The following is a 17368-nucleotide window of genomic DNA, read 5'->3' on the forward strand; positions in this document are numbered from 1 at the left end:
GGGTCAGCCTTTATTCTGTGATTGGAGCAGAGTTAAGACAGGAATATCGGAGGTTAAATGTGGTTCATTGAGGGGCGAAGCCCTGTGTTACAAATGCTTTAAACCCTTGCAGCATAAGGGAAAACAAGAAGCTAAAACGAGACGATAGCCAGTTACCCGTTTATCCTCCACAATGAAGACATGAATTCAGGAAGTGATATTTTGTAATCGTTTCCAATGTGGGGAGGAAGACACTATGAAAGCCGAAACGGCGGCTCGGACACGACCCGCTACCCGCAGTGACAAAAACCTGCTGTGGAGGGACATCATCAAAAACCGGTGGCTCTATATTATGTTGATACCGGGCGTGCTTTACTTTGTTATTTTCAAATACATACCCATGTACGGCATTACGATGGCTTTTCAGGATTACACGCCTTACAAGGGCATTCTGGGCAGTGACTGGGTAGGCTTCAAGCACTTTCAGCGTTTCTTCGGGGAACCGCAGTTCTGGACTTTGTTCCGGAATACGTTTTTGCTAGCGATTTATAATATGGTGTTCTTCTTCCCACTGCCCATTGTATTGGCACTCATGATGAATGAAGTTCGCCGTGAACGGTTCAAACGATTTGTACAGACGCTGGTATATGTTCCGCACTTTGTTTCCTGGGTTGTTGTGGTTGGTGTATTCTACATGCTGTTCACAACCGAGGGTGGCGCTATTAACGAATTACTTTATAACCTGACGGGACAAAAAGTGGCTTTCCTGCTTGAGCCCGGCTGGTTTCGAACGATGATTGTTGGACAATCCATCTGGAAAGAGGTAGGCTGGGGCACAATTATTTTCCTGGCGGCACTCTCCGGTGTAGATACACAGCTCTATGAAGCTGCACGGATGGATGGTGCCAATCGCTGGCGCCAGACATGGCATATTACGCTGCCTGCCATCCGCAGTACAATCATTATTTTGCTCATTCTGCGTCTGGGCAACTTCCTGGATACAGGCTTTGAACAGATCTTCCTGATGCTGACGCCGACGAACCGGGATGTGGGTGAGGTATTTGATACCTACGTCTACACCAAAGGTCTAACACAGGCACAGTACAGTTATAGTGCTGCTGTCGGTTTGTTCAAGTCGGTGGTCGGGCTGGCGCTTGTACTAGGTGCCAACACGATGGCCAAAAAATTCGGGGAGGAAGGCGTCTACTAACGCTTGGCAGCAGACGTTCTTCACCAGACAGGAGTGAACATTAAGATGCAACAGGATAAAACGTGGGGCAACCGGATCTTTGATATCCTCAATCATGGCTTTCTATTATTGATCGGAATCGTGACCGTTATCCCGTTCATTTATATTTTGGCCGTCTCGTTTACCAGTCCGCATGAAGTGGCCAAGGGAGGATTTATTCTTTTTCCGAAAGAATTCTCTCTCGCCGCTTACCGTTACATCTTCTCTACTGACACATTGATTCGCAGTCTGGGTGTATCCATCTATATCACCGTAATCGGAACACTGCTTAACCTGTTGTTCACGTCGCTTATGGCGTATCCGCTCTCCAGAAAATACTTGCGTGGACGTCAGCCGATCTTGCTGGGTGTACTGTTCACCATGCTGTTCAGCGGCGGGATGATTCCAACCTACTTTGTCGTAAAATCATTGCACCTGACCGATACATTATGGTCTTTGATGCTGCCTACCGCGATTAGTGCGTTCAACCTAATCGTACTTAAGAACTTCTTCCAAGCCATACCGGACGAACTGGAGGATGCCGCTAAAATCGATGGATGTAACGATGTGGGCGTATTGTTCCGTATTGTTCTGCCTTTGTCGATGCCGGCAATGGCTACATTCTCACTCTTTTACGCGGTGGCTCACTGGAACAGCTTCTTCAACGCTGTTATTTATATCAACGATAGTGAAAAGTGGCCCGTACAAGTGTGGCTGCGTGAAATTGTCATCCTGGCCCAAAGCCGGATCGGGGATACCAGTATCGAAGAGACCGAGATTCAGCCGCTTACCATTCGCATGGCCGTTATCGTGTTCTCCACGATTCCAATCATGCTGGTGTATCCGTTCCTGCAAAAGCACTTTGCCAAAGGAGTGATGCTGGGATCGGTAAAAGGTTGAAGTTGACACGTTTGAATATCAGAACTGGTTCATGACTGTATAAAAAGGGGAGGTTTTCGTTTGATGAAAGCAACAAAAAAGAAAGCCGTAGCTGTCTTGAGCACACTGGCACTGGTGACAGGTCTGCTGGCAGGATGCGGATCGGATGAAGGTCAGGCTGCCGAGGGCGGCGTACAGAACGTGTCCATTGCAATAGCACAGGTGGGTGACGTACCGAGCAAAGGTAATGAGGTCCAGCAAAAGATTGAGGCGTATACGAACACCAAACTGGACATTCAGTGGATTCCGGCTTCGGCTTACAATGACAAAATTAATGTCATGATTGCATCCAGTGATATGCCCAAAATTGTGAAAGTACAGTATAACCCAACCGTGACCAGTGCGATGCGTAACGATGTATTCTGGGAAGTTGGACCTTTGCTGAAGGATTATAAAAATCTGTCTGCACAGAACGAGCGTTTCTTTGACAATATCAAGGTGGAAGGCAAAATCTACGGGGTACCCGTATTCTCTGATATTGCCCGTGCAACGGTGATTTACCGTAAAGACTGGTTCGATAAGTTGAACCTCAAGGTACCAACGACACCGGATGAATGGTATGAAACGATCAAGACGCTGGCAACCTCCGATCCGGATGGAGACGGTCAGGAGAATACGTTTGGACTAATGCTTTTCAAAAAGTATAACGAGGATCAATACTCGTTCACTACGCGCCTTGGCGTAAGCTTTGGTGCTCCAAACAAGTGGAAGGTAGAAGATGACGGCAGTTTTACGCCGGAATTCATGACACCGGAATATATGCAGGTGTTGGATTTGCTGAAACGTTTGTATAGCGAGAAACTGCTGAATCAGGACTTTGCCGTATTTGACTCCACAGAAGCGGAGAAGAAATATGATACAGGTGTTGTCGGCATGCGTATCGGTGTCGCTCAGAACGGAAAGAGCCAGCAAGAGCGTTTGTCCAAGAACGATCCGGATGGCGTAGTAGACATTGCCGGTTTGCTTGGTGTAAGTGGCGACCGTGTGGCAGGGCAGACGGGTAACTCCGGTATTCTGGCCTTCCCAAAAGCGACGGTGAAATCGGAAGAAGAGCTGAAAAACCTGTTGTCTTTCCTGGATAAACTGATGGACCCGGAGATGGCGACACTGCTGATGCGTGGTATTGAAGACAAACATTATAAGAAGGCTGGCGAAGACCAAGTGGAGATGAGCGACTTCGATGCATTCCAGCGTGAAGTGAAGCCTTATCGTGATAACTTGCCTTACGTAGAAGGATACAATGTACCGAAATTGAAAGATACCGAACTGGGTGAAAAGGGTACGGAACTTGCCAAAGAACTGGCGGAACATGCTGTGCCTAACCCTGCATTAACCTTGTATTCGTCTACTTATGGCGACCGTGGGGCAGATCTGGATCAGATGATTGCAGATGCGCAGACCAAATATATTATGGGCAAAATCGATGAAAATGGCTGGAAACAGGAAATCGAGAATTGGGGCAATGCGGGCGGTACCAAAATTCGTGAGGAATATGCCGAAGACTACAAAAAACAGGCTAAATAAAAAGCCGGAAGCGGAGGAACTCCATGAAAGAAACCCTGCAATTCACACCGGTACGGATGGCCGAACAGTTCATGGAAAGTTATCGCAATCATGAGTTGTATCCTACCTGGCATTATGAAAATGGTTGTCTGCTGAAAGCGCTGGAAGAGCTTTACACCCATACCGGAGAACAGAAATATTTCGATTACATTCGTAAACTTATGGATAACTTTATTCAAGAAGATGGCTCAATTCGCTCCTATGCAGTCGAGGAATATAACCTGGACCAGATTAATCAAGGGAAATCGCTGTTCCTATTGTTGGACAAAACGGGCAAAGAAAAGTACCGTAAAGCCGCGGATTTGCTCATGGTACAGCTTAAGGGACAGCCACGTACGAATGAAGGCGGATTCTGGCATAAGAAGGTCTATCCGTTCCAGATGTGGCTGGATGGGCTCTATATGGCCACTCCGTTCCTAACGCAGTATGGTGCCGTTACAGGCGAGGAGAAGTGGTTTGATAAGGCGGCATTACAGCTGCTGTTGGTGGAGAAACGTACACGTGATCCACGCAGCGGTCTGCTGTACCATGCCTGGGATGAGAGCAAGGAACAGCGCTGGAGCTCGGGTGAAACCGGATGTTCTCCGCATGTATGGAGCCGGGCGATGGGCTGGTATGTGATGGCGGTAGTGGATACACTGGATCATCTGCCTGTAGATCATGAGCAGCGCGGTCAGATTGTGGGGATCTTCGAACGTGTAGCGAATGCGCTTGTACATGTACAGGACCAACAGTCCGGGTTATGGCCTCATTTGCTCGATCAGCCGGGGCGTGAGCGTAATTACTTGGAGGCTTCGGGAAGCTCAATGTTTGTTTACGCACTGGCTAAGGGAGTACGTAAGGGTTACCTGAGTGGCAAGTTCAAAGCGATCGCAGAAAAGGGTTATCAGGGTCTGCTGCTGCATCTGCTGCAAACAGACCGTGAAGGTGTATTGTCCCTGACTCAGTGTAACGGCGGGGCAGGTCTGGGCGGTACCCCGTATCGTGACGGGTCATACGAGTATTATGTGACTGAATCCATTCGGATCAATGATCCGAAATCGGTTGCTCCATTTATTTTGGCAGGAGTGGAGATGGAACTTTACAAGTTCAACTAACATGTATATGAGAACGGAGAGGACAGAAATAACCTGAAGAAGTGGAGCGTTCGCCTAAAAGCTTTCTGAAAGAAAGCTGCATCGGAAGCATACGCTTATCCCCGGATTTTCCCTTTTCAGAAGGGGATCAAAAAATCTGGGGATAACAGCGATCGGAAGGTTGTTCTGTCATTGGAGTGGTTTGTGTACATAACCTTATCCAAAGGAGAGATGGTTCATGAGTCCAAAAGGTCGGATGTCCCGTTTAGGCGGATTGGTCGTGGTGGGTGCAATGTCCGCCGGACTGCTTGCAGGCTGTGGGGGAGAAAAAGCGCCTGCGGCAGGGGAGGGCAAGCTGCCCATTTCGATTTCTTTGATGCAGGTTGGTGATGTGCCAGCCAAGGAGAACGGGATTGAACAAAAGATTGAGGAATATACCAATACGGATGTCAGTGTACAGTGGATTCCGCAGTCTGCTTTTGATGATAAAGTGAACGTTATGGTTGCTTCGGGCGAGATGCCGACCATCATGCGCGTGAATTATGTACCCACAACATTTAACGCAGCCAAAACGGGGCTATTCTGGGAAATTGGACCCTACCTGAAGGATTATAAAAACCTGTCTGCCCAATCCGAGGCGTATTTTGACAATATCAAGATCGAAGGAAAGGTCTACGGGGTACCCAACTTCCGCGATATCGGGCGTACAGCCATCGTGTACCGCAAGGACTGGTTCGACAAGCTGAAGCTGGAAGTACCGAAAACGCTGGATGACTGGTACGAAGTGATGCGTTCCATTCGCAAGGATGATCCTGATGGTAATGGCAAGGAAGATACGTATGGAACGGTACTGTTCAAAAAGTACAATGAAGGTGTATCCTCTCCGCTGACACGGATCGCCGTAAGTATTGGTGGGGTGAACAAGTGGGGTGTGGACGATGCGGGCAAACTGACCCCTGAATTCCTGACCACAGAATATGTGGACACGATGAAGCTGTTCAAGCGTTTGTTCAGTGAGGGATTAATCAACGGTGATTTCCCTGCGCTGGACCCTTCCGATGCGGACAAAAAAATTGACTCTGGTCTCGTAGCTATGAAGCTGAACGGTGTTGCTCAAAACGGAAAGTCGTTTCAGCAGCGGTTGACACCAAACGTGCCTGATGGCGAGATTGATGTGGCTCCGTTCCAGGGACCGGATGGCATTCGAATTGCCGGAGAACCGGGGAACTATGGCATGCTTGTCATTCCCAAAGCTTCCGTACCAGACGAAGAACAGTTAAAACAGGTGCTGACATTCCTGGATCAACTGATGGACGAACCGCTGAGTACGCTTCAGCTGCGAGGTCTGGAAGATGTGCACTATACGAAGACTTCGGATGGCAAAACCGAGTTCAAGGACTTCGATGGGTATCAGCGTGAAGTGAAGCCTTATCGTGACAATCTGCTAAGCGTTGAGGGTTATAACGTGCCTGAGCTTGTCGATGTACCGATCGGTATGAAGGGCACGAAGATGGCACGTGAGAATGAGCAGTATGCCATTCCGAATCCTGCTCTGACACTATCCTCTGCCATCTATACTGAGCGCGGCCAGGAGCTGGACCAGATGATCTGGGATGCACAGACGAAGTATATTATGGGCAAAGTCGATGATGCTGGATGGGAGCAGGAAGTGGCGAACTGGAGAAAATCCGGTGGTGACCAGCTTATCAAGGAGCTGGAAGCATCTTATGCAGAACTGAATGGGAAGTAGTAGAACAGGTTAGAAAAAAAGAATGGTCAAATGGCATAAAATCGTTTATTCTATGAAGGAGTACATTTTTACAAAATTAAACAGGAATGACACCTTAAAGTATAAGGCTATGAATCTACGGATTCGTGGCCTTTTTTTGTGCTTTAAGAGATGAGATAGGTCTTAAGGAGGAGGGGTGTCTAAAAAAAACAATACCAATCGCCTAGATCGACATGGTAGAATATTGATTATTATGACAAATTTAGGTTTTGGTTTGAAAAGAAATACGAATACTGAACAAGCAGAATTAAGCAGAAGTATACCCATATTAAGGTACATAGGAGGAGGAAACGAAAATGAAAAAAGTATTATTAACAGGAGTGGCTGCACTTACTCTAATTTCTGCACAAGCATCTATCGGCCCACAACCCGTAAAGGCTGCAATTACCGATGACATCAAGGTTGTACAAAAATTCAAAGACATTACTGGCCATTGGGCAGAATCCAGTATCCTTCAGGCTATTCAGCGAGGATATGTCGATGGTTTCCCAGACGGGAAATTCCTTCCGAACAATATAGTTACCAGGGCAGAATTCGTGAAAATGACGGTATCTGCTTTAGATCTGGAGGTCGGCTCTACATCTGGGAGTTGGTATACCTCGTACGTCAACGCTGCCCAAACAGCAGGGATCTATAAAGCAGGCGACTTTTCAAATTCGGATTGGACAAAGCCAATGTCTCGGGAGGAAATGTCAAAAGTAGCTGTTCGAGCACTTGGAGTTACCGACGTAAAAGACAAACAATGGATGTACTTGGCCACCAAGAACGGTATTATCACAGGCACGGCACCGGGGGAAATCTCGCCAGAGGGAACTACAACTCGCGCTCAAGCAATTGCTGTTATTGAACGGGTTTTGTCGATAAAGGATGGTAAAACATTGGCATCTGATAAGTATGCTGTCGCGGCTGCGGAACTGTACTGGCACAAGACCAATATTTTCACTGTTGCAGAAGAAATCTTTAATAGTCCGAAAAACTCCAATCACAGATTTGGTATTAAATCGTGGAAACAATCTAATCTTACCATTTCAGCCCCTAACGGTTCTGTTCAGGGTCGCGTAAACAGTCTGATTGCAATTGATTGGAATGACCCGAAAGACCCTAATCGAAAACTGCTCCCATCCAAAGATAAGTTCTTCTGGCTCTACGGGGGACAAGAAATGAAATTCGCTGATAATGCTGAGTGTTATATCTTGTTACTTGACTCCGAACTGACAGTTAATAAGAATCCACAAGGATATAGAACGAACCGACTTGCCCTTTCTGTTCTGGGCTATGACGGAACACCTAGTAAAGACAAAATTAATCAAGCAATGCCTATTCGCTCTAACGATCCCAAAAAAGAAGTATACGGCTTAGTGATCCCTAAAAAAGCTCTTTATTATGATGGCTCGTTGCAAGTTCTAGTAGAAACAATTACTACCCCTGGAGTTACTGTCTATCAAAAAAAATTAGCACAATCCGAGCTTTAAGAAGTTAGGAAGTGGTTCTTTGAAGAACAGAATTCTTCCCCTTGTGTTGTTAATGGTTCTCCTTTCACAGTTACTACCAACTAGCATTTTTTTGAATACTGTATCAGCTGCAGGAGAAATTACAGAAATCATAGCGTACGAGATGAAAGGGGACGCTGACGATTATCTTTATGGAGGGCTTTATTTCTCGGATAAGCCTACCTTGCCAACCGTCCCAATCGTAGTGCCCTCAAAGCCTGGCAAAATCATTAAAAAGATGGAGTGGACAGACAAGGACGGTAAGGTACTCCGTTCAATTTCCATCCCTGCAGGTAAAACTGAATTTAAAGCATCTGATAATTTGAAAGATACTTTAAACGGCACGAGGTATACTGTGCGTTCTAAAAATAACTCTAATTACGGTGGAATTTACTATTGGGACAGATGGACAGCTGGTGATTCTGGAAACTTTAATGGTAAGTATTGGCGCGCCGGGGGCGGACAGGTAAGTGTTTATACCAGCGAACCTGGCCCTAACTGTCCAGGTGGTGTGCCAACTGAAAACAAAAACCCTAACACGGGGCAAAGTTTCAATGGGAATCTGCCACGTTATCCTGGGTGTACAGACCCTAACTTGGCTGCCAATATTCCACGAACGGAAGCATTCTATATCGTTGCTAATGGAGATTCTCTACATGATTTATGGATTAGGGATGGAGGGATTTCTAAGACTGATGTAAAAGCATCACGCACCATAATTGACTCCACTACTCCAATTAATGATGTACATGGAACTCAAGGTTATACTGATCCAAGTACAGTTGCAGGTCAAGTAATCGACGTACCAAACTTGAACTTGATTACGATCAGCTTTAAACAAACATTTAACAATGATACGTATAGTAAATACTGGGCCAATCCAGGTGCAAAACAAGTATGGTATTTCTCCAAATTTAGAGCTGACTTTGATTCCTACACCTACGTATACAAGGATAAGAAATTGAAAGTTACGTATGCAGATGGAACATCCGGACTCGAGATCAGCGGTAACACTTGCGTAGCTCCAAACGGAACAACTCAGTTAACAGCAACTTTGACAAAGATAGATGGAAGTGTTTGGCCCCTACAGAGCCATGGCAAACTCACGTGGTCAAGTTCTAACACATCTACAATGACGGTTAATAGTTCTGGATTAGTAACAGCGGTTGCCCCGACTGGCACAGCAACGATTACTGCACACTTTGTTGACGCTACCCAAGCGCTTGATGAAAAGGATACCTTTGAGATGACAGTTGGCTCGGGGGCTTCATGCACCGACACTGGCGGAGGAGGCAATCAACCTGAAATTCCTGAAGGTAATGGATCGGGACAATGCAGTTGGACGATTGGAAGTCCTTCTCCAGGAACCGTTATGAGGCAAAGTGACATGGACCCAGGTGCCAATGGAGTTATTCGGGCTGACGATAGGGATTCCGAAAAATTCGATGTTCTGAAAGGGATTCCAACATCAGAATCTCTTTATACCAACGCGTTAGCTGATGAATATTTGTTCAAACAGGATTGGGGAAAAATGTCTGGAAAGACCACATATGACTGTACCGTTGAAGTTACGTATGCACGTCAATGGACAGTACCCGGTCCTCAAGTATGTACTGAAACTGGTTGTACTCCAGGACCTCCGGTGACAAAAACGGATACTCAGTCCAAAACATATACATTCCAATTATTCAGGGATTACTCGTACTGGCAAATTAATAATTTGGAAGTATACAAGATAAATCAGGCTGAAATGAGTAACTATGCCTTGCCTGGTGGGAAGGTCACCATGACACCTTCAGGGTATACGCCTCCAGCACTTGATTCGAGTAATGATACGGATGTTAATAGTCACGTTAGACCAGCTAATACATCGTCAATCACTTTTTCTCCACCACTTCTAACAGGGGGATTGAACTCTCCGCCATCTCTTCCAGATCACACATCCACGCTTAAAGGGATGGCTGAAAGCAATACGCCCCAAAGTAAAGTGAATAACGATATGGTCAATTTTAATGGCTCAACGATCATGAGTTCTTCGGAAACGACGAAGGATGGGCCAATTCCGTCTAATATTCCTAATCCGACTACTATTAACCGTGATGTTCTGTATAAGCCTAGTAATATGATCAGCAATACGCTCATAAATAAGGCAAATACCACGAGTTCCGGTGAAATCTATTACGAATTGTTGCCGGGCAATGTAAATGGGGGAATCAACAAAGTTTTTCCAATCAACGGCATAAATACGGTCACGGTACATACGCCTGTCGTAAACTACGCCTGGGTATCGGATGACCAGCCGCATAACCAGAAGACGGTGCCGAATGCAAACCGGGCAGCGCTCATTCTGGAGCGTCCGTTTATTGTACGAATCCCAACTTCAGGCCAGCATCTGGATGCTGCGAGTTACCCCGGTTATGGCAACCGGGACTACGCCAAGTATTTTCGCATCAAGCAGGTGCGGTTCCCGTTTGATGTATATAACGAAGGCCGCAGCCAGTTCATCCCCGCCAAAACGTGGGTGGATATTCCGGTGAATCAGCTGGATACCCCCTTTTATCTTCCAGTTTGGGTGGACGAGGGGGACTATGAAGTCGAGTTCCGCAATATCGCCGAAAATGCACCTGTGAACTTCACTGAACAGCAGGATGCCAATACGAATCTGGCGCATCATGTAGCGGCAGATACGGTACCTGTGGAAGTCATCGGACGGTTGTATGATTTTCGTGTGACCGATATTTCCGATTATAACTGGGAGAACGTATTCCGTAAGCAGATGGGCCGTCCAGAGCCTACGGGAGTCGGCTATTGGACGGGCCTTAACAGTATTGATGGGGACCCCAGAGGGAATATAGCTCCGTTCATTCTTCCGATTCGTCCAGGCAGTCATCCGGTGCAGGGGTTCAAAAATGTGGCAGTCAAAACGGGATACCATATCAAGTTTGACCTCAAAACAAAGGGTAATATGTTTGGCAAGCAGGATGGTGTACGAATTACACCGAGTTTCCATTTTGTGAGTCGGGATGGTTCTTCCCGCCAGAAAGTGGATCTGTACTATCACCGGGGCCAGGAACGTCTCATTCGCATCGGATCGGCGCAGGATTTGGAGAAACGCTTTGTTGTTCTGAACGCGCGGCTGCGGAATGTACCCAGTACGGAGCTGGGGGATGCAGCTAGGTATCAGTATACGTATGAGCTGACAACGCAGGAACAAAGTCAGATCACCCTTGCGGAATACATGGTCCGTTTCGTGGATCAGACTTCTCACCAGAAAACGTGGGTAGGCCGCTATGATTGGATGATTCTGCCCGCTTCCATTCGTACACTGATTGGACCAAAGACGGACATCCCACCTGGGGTCAACGCGGACCGTGCCAATGCAGCCATCCAGCGCTGGTATGGAGAGTACAGTCTGCCGGCCGATGTGTACGCCGTACAGAAGGGAACCGATCTCGAAGCACTCGCCAGACAACATCCTCTGGATGAGAAGTCGGCGATCTTCCAGAAGGATGGGTATATCGTGGTCAACTTCAATATTGAGAGTTTGCGAGGTGGCAATACGGATGCCCCTCACCTGCAATATATTCATGCCCCATTGATGAATCAATGGCAGATGGAGGGCTTCAACCCCAGTCCGGCAAACACCCAAGGCAGAAACTGGCCGCTGAAGGATGGTGATGTTGTGTTTTACCATGCGGATCAGTCCAGCCGGAACGATTTTCAATCCCAGGCGCCGCATTAGAGAAAAGGGCTAATCCCTCAAAAAGAGCTGTGTTTTACGTGAAATGACGTGAAGCATGGCTTGTTTTTTAATGTTCTTTTTCATCCCGGAGATTATGGTTAGGTGACAGAAGGGGTATAAAAGGTAAGGAGCATTTGTTCACATCCATTTATTGCTCATCGAGAGGAGATATACAGCATGATTGATGATCATCACAAGTTAGACGCATTAAATGTAGTGGATACATATCGAGGAAAAGATCTGGGTGTAACGATGGAACGACAAGCCTGTAGTTTCAAAGTATGGACGCCTGTCGCAAAGCAGGTAGATGTGCTGTTATACCCGCCTTCAACAGGGGGAATTCCCAATGAAAATAAGAATCAGGACGTACAGAAAGAAATACCTATGAACAGGCAGGATCAGGGCATCTGGTTCCTGAAGATCGGCGGCGAGTGGAACGGTTATCGTTATATGTACAGGGTCACCTTTGAGGATGGACGCCAGGAGATTGCGGTTGATCCATATGCGCGGGCGGTGACCATGAATGGGGAAATGGGAGTCATCGTCAGGCTGGGACAGACCCACCCGAATGGCTGGAATGAGGATATTCGTCCAGAACTGACGAGCCCAGTAGATGCGGTCTTATATGAGCTGCATGTGCGCGATTTCTCGATCCATCAGTCATCCGGCATGAAGCATAAAGGAAAGTATCTAGCTTTTACCGAGACAGGTCTGCGAGATTCAAACGGGAATACGCTGGGGGTCGATCATTTGGCTGAGCTGGGAATCACTCATGTACATCTGCTACCGGTATTTGATTTTGCGACAGTGGATGAATCGAAGGCAGATGACGGGACTTCCGATTGCTCACGTTATAACTGGGGATATGATCCGCTCCACTACAATGTTCCAGAAGGTTCCTATGCTTCACGTGCAGATGAGCCGGAGACCAGAATTCGGGAGTTCAAATCGATGGTGCTCGCCCTTCATGAGAAAGGGATCGGAGTCATTATGGATGTGGTGTACAATCATACGTTTGATACGGCAGCCAGTTCATTTGAGAAGCTTGTTCCAGGGTATTACTACCGTCAGAATCCGGATGGCACGTACAGCAATGGATCAGGTACAGGCAATGAAGTGGCTACGGAGCGCCCCATGGTGCGCAAGTTCATCATCGATTCCGTACGGTACTGGGCAGAGGAATACCATGTGGACGGGTTTCGTTTTGACCTGATGGGTCTGATTGACACGGCAACGATGAAAGAGCTCGCAGCAGAATTGCATACCGAGGTTTCTCCGTCCATTCTCTTGTACGGTGAACCCTGGGGAGCACTGGAATCACCACTTGGGGATCAAATGACCCTTAAGGGAGCACAGCGTGATGCCGGATTTGCTGTATTTAACGATAACCTCCGTGGAACGATCAAAGGCGATAGCGATGGAACAGGAACCGGATTTGCTACAGGAGCGGAGGGAAAGGAAGATGATATATGGACAGGCGTACGGGGAGCCATTACCGATTTTACGGCTGGCCCATCTGAAACGATTAATTATGTAACCGTACATGATAATCTCAACCTGTGGGACAAAGTCGCCCAGACACAAGGATTGCACGATACACTGGGATTTATCACATATAGCGAGGATGGTCGTGTGAAAGGCAGTGCCAACGTGGAAGAGGCAGTACAGCAGGCGAAGCCGTATTTGCACGTTGACCCGGATCGCATACTGGAGAACGAAACGGTCCGGCGCTGTCTGCTTGCTAATGGCATCGTGTTGACTTCCCAGGGGGTTCCATTGCTTGCGGCTGGAGATGAATTTTTGCGAAGTAAATATGGCGATGCCAATAGTCATGAGAGTGGAGATTCAGTCAATGCCATTCGGTGGGAGCAAAAGCAGACGTTTAAGCCTGTTTATGATTATTATCGTGGCCTGATCCGTCTTCGACGCGAGCATCCTGCTTTTCGTCTTCGCACCCGGGAAGAGATTGAGAAGCATGTTCGATTGCTAGAAAAGGGAAAAGGGTTATTGGCCTATGAACTGGCAGGAACAGCTGTCGGAGATGCATGGGGACGGATAATCATTATCTACAATGGTTCCAAAGAACCCCGTGCAGCCTGCGTTCCTTCAGGCACATGGAATGTGGTCGTAGAGCAGGGACAGGCTGGCACCGAAACGCTGCGTACAGCCAAGGACGGTCAGGTCAGCGTTCCCGCTATATCTATGACGGTTATGTATTCAGGTGAATGAACGTTCATACCAATCGCTTAAACCTCAACAGGCATCAGGGTACCTTGCCGACCTAACAAGAGTTAGTTGTTTAAAAACATTAATGTTGCACCCTTTCTCCATTTTGGGGCGAGGGTGTTTTGCTTTTCTCCGTCTTTTTTTCATCAGGACAGGTACAAATGCTGTCAATCTATGGCGCTTGTTTACATATGCTGTATCTTGAAAGCGATTGCTGTGAGGAATTGCTTCACATTCAATCTGCTAATTGAAAGCCTCTGTTCAGCCGATATGTTGAGTACAGACAACCCCGGGTTGACAAATGACGTCCTGCTCCGTAACATCGGGACAACACGAAATCAATGGATATAAAGGCGGTGGGAACGATGCCGGAATGGACATCTTTTCGTTATGAAGGCAACGATCTTGGCTTAACATATACGCGTACAGCAAGTACATTCAAGCTGTGGGCACCTACAGCACAGCAGGTTTCCATACTCATTTTTGATGATGAGGGACATTACGATGCAAGTGGTAAAGTAACCGAGCATGATGACGGACAGAAACGGTCGATGACCCGTGACCCGGATGGAATATGGAGTGTGCAGCTTGAAGGGGATTGGGCCGGACATTATTATATGTATTACATTACGCATGATGATCAGCAGCATATTGCAGTGGCACCCGATCCTTACGCTCATGCTGTATCGGCGAACGGACAGCGAACAGCCATAATTGACCTGGATACAACCAATCCAGTGGATTGGGAAGAGGATGTAAAGCCCGTATTTCTGCGTCCGGCAGATGCAGTTCTATATGAGTTACATGTACGTGACTTCTCCTCCGACCCCCATGCCGATATTCCTTATAAGGGCAAATATTTGGCATTTACGGCTTCCGGGTTGACGGACAGAGGTGGCAACTCCATCGGTGTAGATCATCTTGTCGAACTCGGCATCACGCATGTGCATCTTCTGCCTGTAGCGGATTATCAGACGGTTGATGAATTGGCAGTGACAACGGACGTCGGCTCGAATGCCAAATTGCCATACAACTGGGGGTATGATCCACAGCACTATAACGTGCCGGAAGGTTCCTATGCGACCAACCCGCGTGACCCTGCGGTTCGAATCAGGGAGTTCAAGGCTCTCATTCATTCCTTGCACCGACAAGGCATACGTGTCGTGCTTGATGTGGTTTATAACCATACGTATAGCGTGGATGATGGACCTTTTGAACGGATTGTACCGGGTTACTATTATCGTTACCGTGAGGACGGCACATTGAGCAATGGCTCGGGTGTAGGCAATGAACTGGCTACAGAGCGCCCCATGGTGCGAAAATATATTTTGGACTCTCTCCTGTACTGGGCAGAGGAATATCATGTGGACGGGTTTCGCTTCGACCTGATGGGTCTGATTGATACAGACACGATGAACGAATTGACCCGCGAGCTGAGAGAACAGATTGATCCGGCTTTTCTGATCTACGGGGAGCCGTGGACAGGTGGAGATTCGCCTCTGGATCGGAAAACGTTAAAAGGAACACAACGCGGTCAGGGATTTGCCGTATTTAACGATCATTTCCGCAGTGCCATCAAAGGGGATAGTGATGATATCGGCAAAGGCTTTGTTACCGGAGCAGACGGTAAGGAGTACGAAATTGCCATGGGGGTAGCCGGAGCGCTGGATGATTTCACATCTTCACCTGTGGAATCCGTCAATTATGTGACGGCACATGATAATCTCAACCTGTGGGACAAAATTGCAACAACGATGTACCTCAGGCATGATCTCGGTTACCCGGTATGGAGGGACGGACAGCCTATGGAAGGAGGCAGTGCGGAATCGGCAGTTAAGGCGGCGGACCCTTATCGTTATGTCGATGCGGATGATGTACTTGATCATGAGATGGTCCGTCGTTCCTTGCTCTCAACTGGAATTTTGCTTACTTCACAGGGGATTCCATTTCTCCATTCAGGGGATGAGATGCTGAGGTCCAAAGCAGGAGATCACAACAGTTATCGCAGCGGGGATGCCGTGAATACGATCACTTGGGCTAATAAAGCTCGTTTCAGACCTGTTTTTGACTATTATCGGGGCCTGATTCATCTGCGGCGTACACATCCGGCCTTTCGCATGATTAGCGCCGAGCAGGTACGGAATCATCTTCGCGTGATGCGTGCAGAAGGAAATGTGGTTGCATTTACACTGGATGACGGAGCGAATCAGGATACCTGGAATCAGATCGTGGTGATTTACAACGGATCGGGTCAGCAGCAGCAAATGAGTCTGCCGGAGGGAGACTGGCATGTCGTGGTGAATGATCATCAGGCAGGCACAGACCTCATTGAGACGGTGAGCGGAACCGCAACGGTAGAACGGTGGTCATTGATGGTACTGTATGACACGGAGTATGCTGGCGGTGCTGAACCGGCTGTGATTGAGATTCATTCGCCGCGTCTTGTGTATAGTGTCGGAGAGATTGCTGGTTTGCGAGCATCGGTCAGAGACCGTTTTGGTAATGTGGTGGAGAACGCATCTGTTACCTGGAGCTCTTCGAACCCACAGATTATTGCGATTCAATCCGATGGGACAATTCATACGGGGCAGACCGGAGAAGCGACGATCAGCGTCCAATGTGGCACGATTACCACAGAGTGTACGTTGCAGGTTGATCACCTCCATCCGGAACGAATTGAAATTATAGGGGAATCCGTGATGTACACGACACGTGTCAGTCGATTCCGCGCCTTGGTTCTGGATCAATTCGGCCAGCCTTTGCAAGGTATGAATATACGGTGGAGCTCATCTCATCTGGATCATGCAGCAGTTAGTACAGCAGGAATTGTGCGTGCTTTAACACCAGGGTCTACCCAGATTATCGCGGAGGCTGGGGGAATTCAGGCATCGATGAATATCAAAATCCACAAACCAATTTCGCGAATTGTCACTCTCCGATATGAACGGGAAGATCAGCATTATGAGGGATGGGATGTCTGGGTATGGGGCACAGGCATGGAGGATGGAGCTGTCCAGCTTGAACGGGTGGGCAATGCAGCAGAAGCCCGTTTTCGGGTGGCTGCTGGACTGCATCATCTGGGCTTAATCATTCGGCTGAATGAATGGGAAGCCAAAGATACCTGCGGAGATCGTTATGTTGATATCGGTCCTGAAGACGGAGATGTGCAGATTATCGTTCACAGTGGGTCGGATCAGATGCAGGTTATCCGTGAAAGTGAAGTAGAGGATGATCGTAACAGCGCATAGCGGGCCAGGTTATAACTTTATACAAATGGTTGAAAAGTATAGGCTTAACAAGCGGTCGGAAGGTATTCCGGCTGCTTTTTTGTTCATC

9 protein-coding genes are annotated in these 17368 nt (G+C 47.6%); all 9 read left to right on the forward strand.

Annotation, left to right across the window (positions count from 1 at the left end; genetic code table 11):
- Positions 1-235 precede the first annotated feature (235 nt).
- The 9 genes from ACFVQB_RS28375 (at position 236) to pulA (ACFVQB_RS28415) (ending at position 17280) form a co-directional block, all read left to right on the forward strand.
- The gene (locus ACFVQB_RS28375) at positions 236-1189 is read left to right on the forward strand and encodes an ABC transporter permease (RefSeq protein WP_063566889.1); all 954 of its coding nucleotides are present in this window, start codon (positions 236-238) and stop codon (positions 1187-1189) included.
- A gap of 45 nt (positions 1190-1234) precedes the next feature.
- Positions 1235-2107, forward strand: a complete 873-nt coding sequence (locus ACFVQB_RS28380) for a carbohydrate ABC transporter permease (RefSeq protein WP_379447209.1) — start codon at positions 1235-1237, stop codon at positions 2105-2107.
- A 63-nt stretch (positions 2108-2170) separates the two neighbouring features.
- The gene (locus ACFVQB_RS28385) at positions 2171-3670 is read left to right on the forward strand and encodes an extracellular solute-binding protein (RefSeq protein ID WP_379447210.1); all 1500 of its coding nucleotides are present in this window, start codon (positions 2171-2173) and stop codon (positions 3668-3670) included.
- Positions 3671-3693: 23 nt separating this feature from the next.
- Entirely contained in the window at positions 3694-4806 is a 1113-nt protein-coding gene (locus ACFVQB_RS28390; protein WP_379447211.1) for a glycoside hydrolase family 88/105 protein, read from the forward strand.
- Between the two features lie 217 nt (positions 4807-5023).
- Positions 5024-6535, forward strand: a complete 1512-nt coding sequence (locus tag ACFVQB_RS28395; protein ID WP_379447212.1) for an extracellular solute-binding protein — start codon at positions 5024-5026, stop codon at positions 6533-6535.
- 335 nt (positions 6536-6870) lie between these two features.
- Positions 6871-8046 (forward strand): S-layer homology domain-containing protein, encoded by a 1176-nt coding sequence (locus tag ACFVQB_RS28400; RefSeq protein ID WP_379447213.1) that lies wholly within the window; start codon positions 6871-6873, stop codon positions 8044-8046.
- A gap of 19 nt (positions 8047-8065) precedes the next feature.
- On the forward strand, positions 8066-11806 hold the full coding sequence (locus ACFVQB_RS28405) for a DUF5704 domain-containing protein (RefSeq protein WP_379447214.1): 3741 nt from the start codon (positions 8066-8068) through the stop codon (positions 11804-11806).
- Positions 11807-11983: 177 nt separating this feature from the next.
- On the forward strand, positions 11984-14035 hold the full coding sequence (gene pulA / locus ACFVQB_RS28410) for a type I pullulanase (protein WP_379447215.1): 2052 nt from the start codon (positions 11984-11986) through the stop codon (positions 14033-14035).
- Between the two features lie 362 nt (positions 14036-14397).
- The gene (gene pulA, locus ACFVQB_RS28415) at positions 14398-17280 is read left to right on the forward strand and encodes a type I pullulanase (RefSeq protein WP_379447216.1); all 2883 of its coding nucleotides are present in this window, start codon (positions 14398-14400) and stop codon (positions 17278-17280) included.
- Positions 17281-17368 lie beyond the last annotated feature (88 nt).

The organism is Paenibacillus sp. NPDC057886, assembly GCF_042796655.1.
GTDB lineage: Bacteria > Bacillota > Bacilli > Paenibacillales > Paenibacillaceae > Paenibacillus.

Bases quoted from the DNA above. Each gene is read 5' to 3' on its own strand.
- ACFVQB_RS28375 (WP_063566889.1), top strand. From the start codon at position 236: ATGAAAGCCGAAACGGCGGCTCGGACACGACCCGCTACCCGCAGTGAC.
- ACFVQB_RS28380 (WP_379447209.1), top strand. From the start codon at position 1,235: ATGCAACAGGATAAAACGTGGGGCAACCGGATCTTTGATATCCTCAAT.
- ACFVQB_RS28385 (WP_379447210.1), top strand. From the start codon at position 2,171: ATGAAAGCAACAAAAAAGAAAGCCGTAGCTGTCTTGAGCACACTGGCA.
- ACFVQB_RS28390 (WP_379447211.1), top strand. From the start codon at position 3,694: ATGAAAGAAACCCTGCAATTCACACCGGTACGGATGGCCGAACAGTTC.
- ACFVQB_RS28395 (WP_379447212.1), top strand. From the start codon at position 5,024: ATGAGTCCAAAAGGTCGGATGTCCCGTTTAGGCGGATTGGTCGTGGTG.
- ACFVQB_RS28400 (WP_379447213.1), top strand. From the start codon at position 6,871: ATGAAAAAAGTATTATTAACAGGAGTGGCTGCACTTACTCTAATTTCT.
- pulA (WP_379447215.1), top strand. From the start codon at position 11,984: ATGATTGATGATCATCACAAGTTAGACGCATTAAATGTAGTGGATACA.
- pulA (WP_379447216.1), top strand. From the start codon at position 14,398: ATGCCGGAATGGACATCTTTTCGTTATGAAGGCAACGATCTTGGCTTA.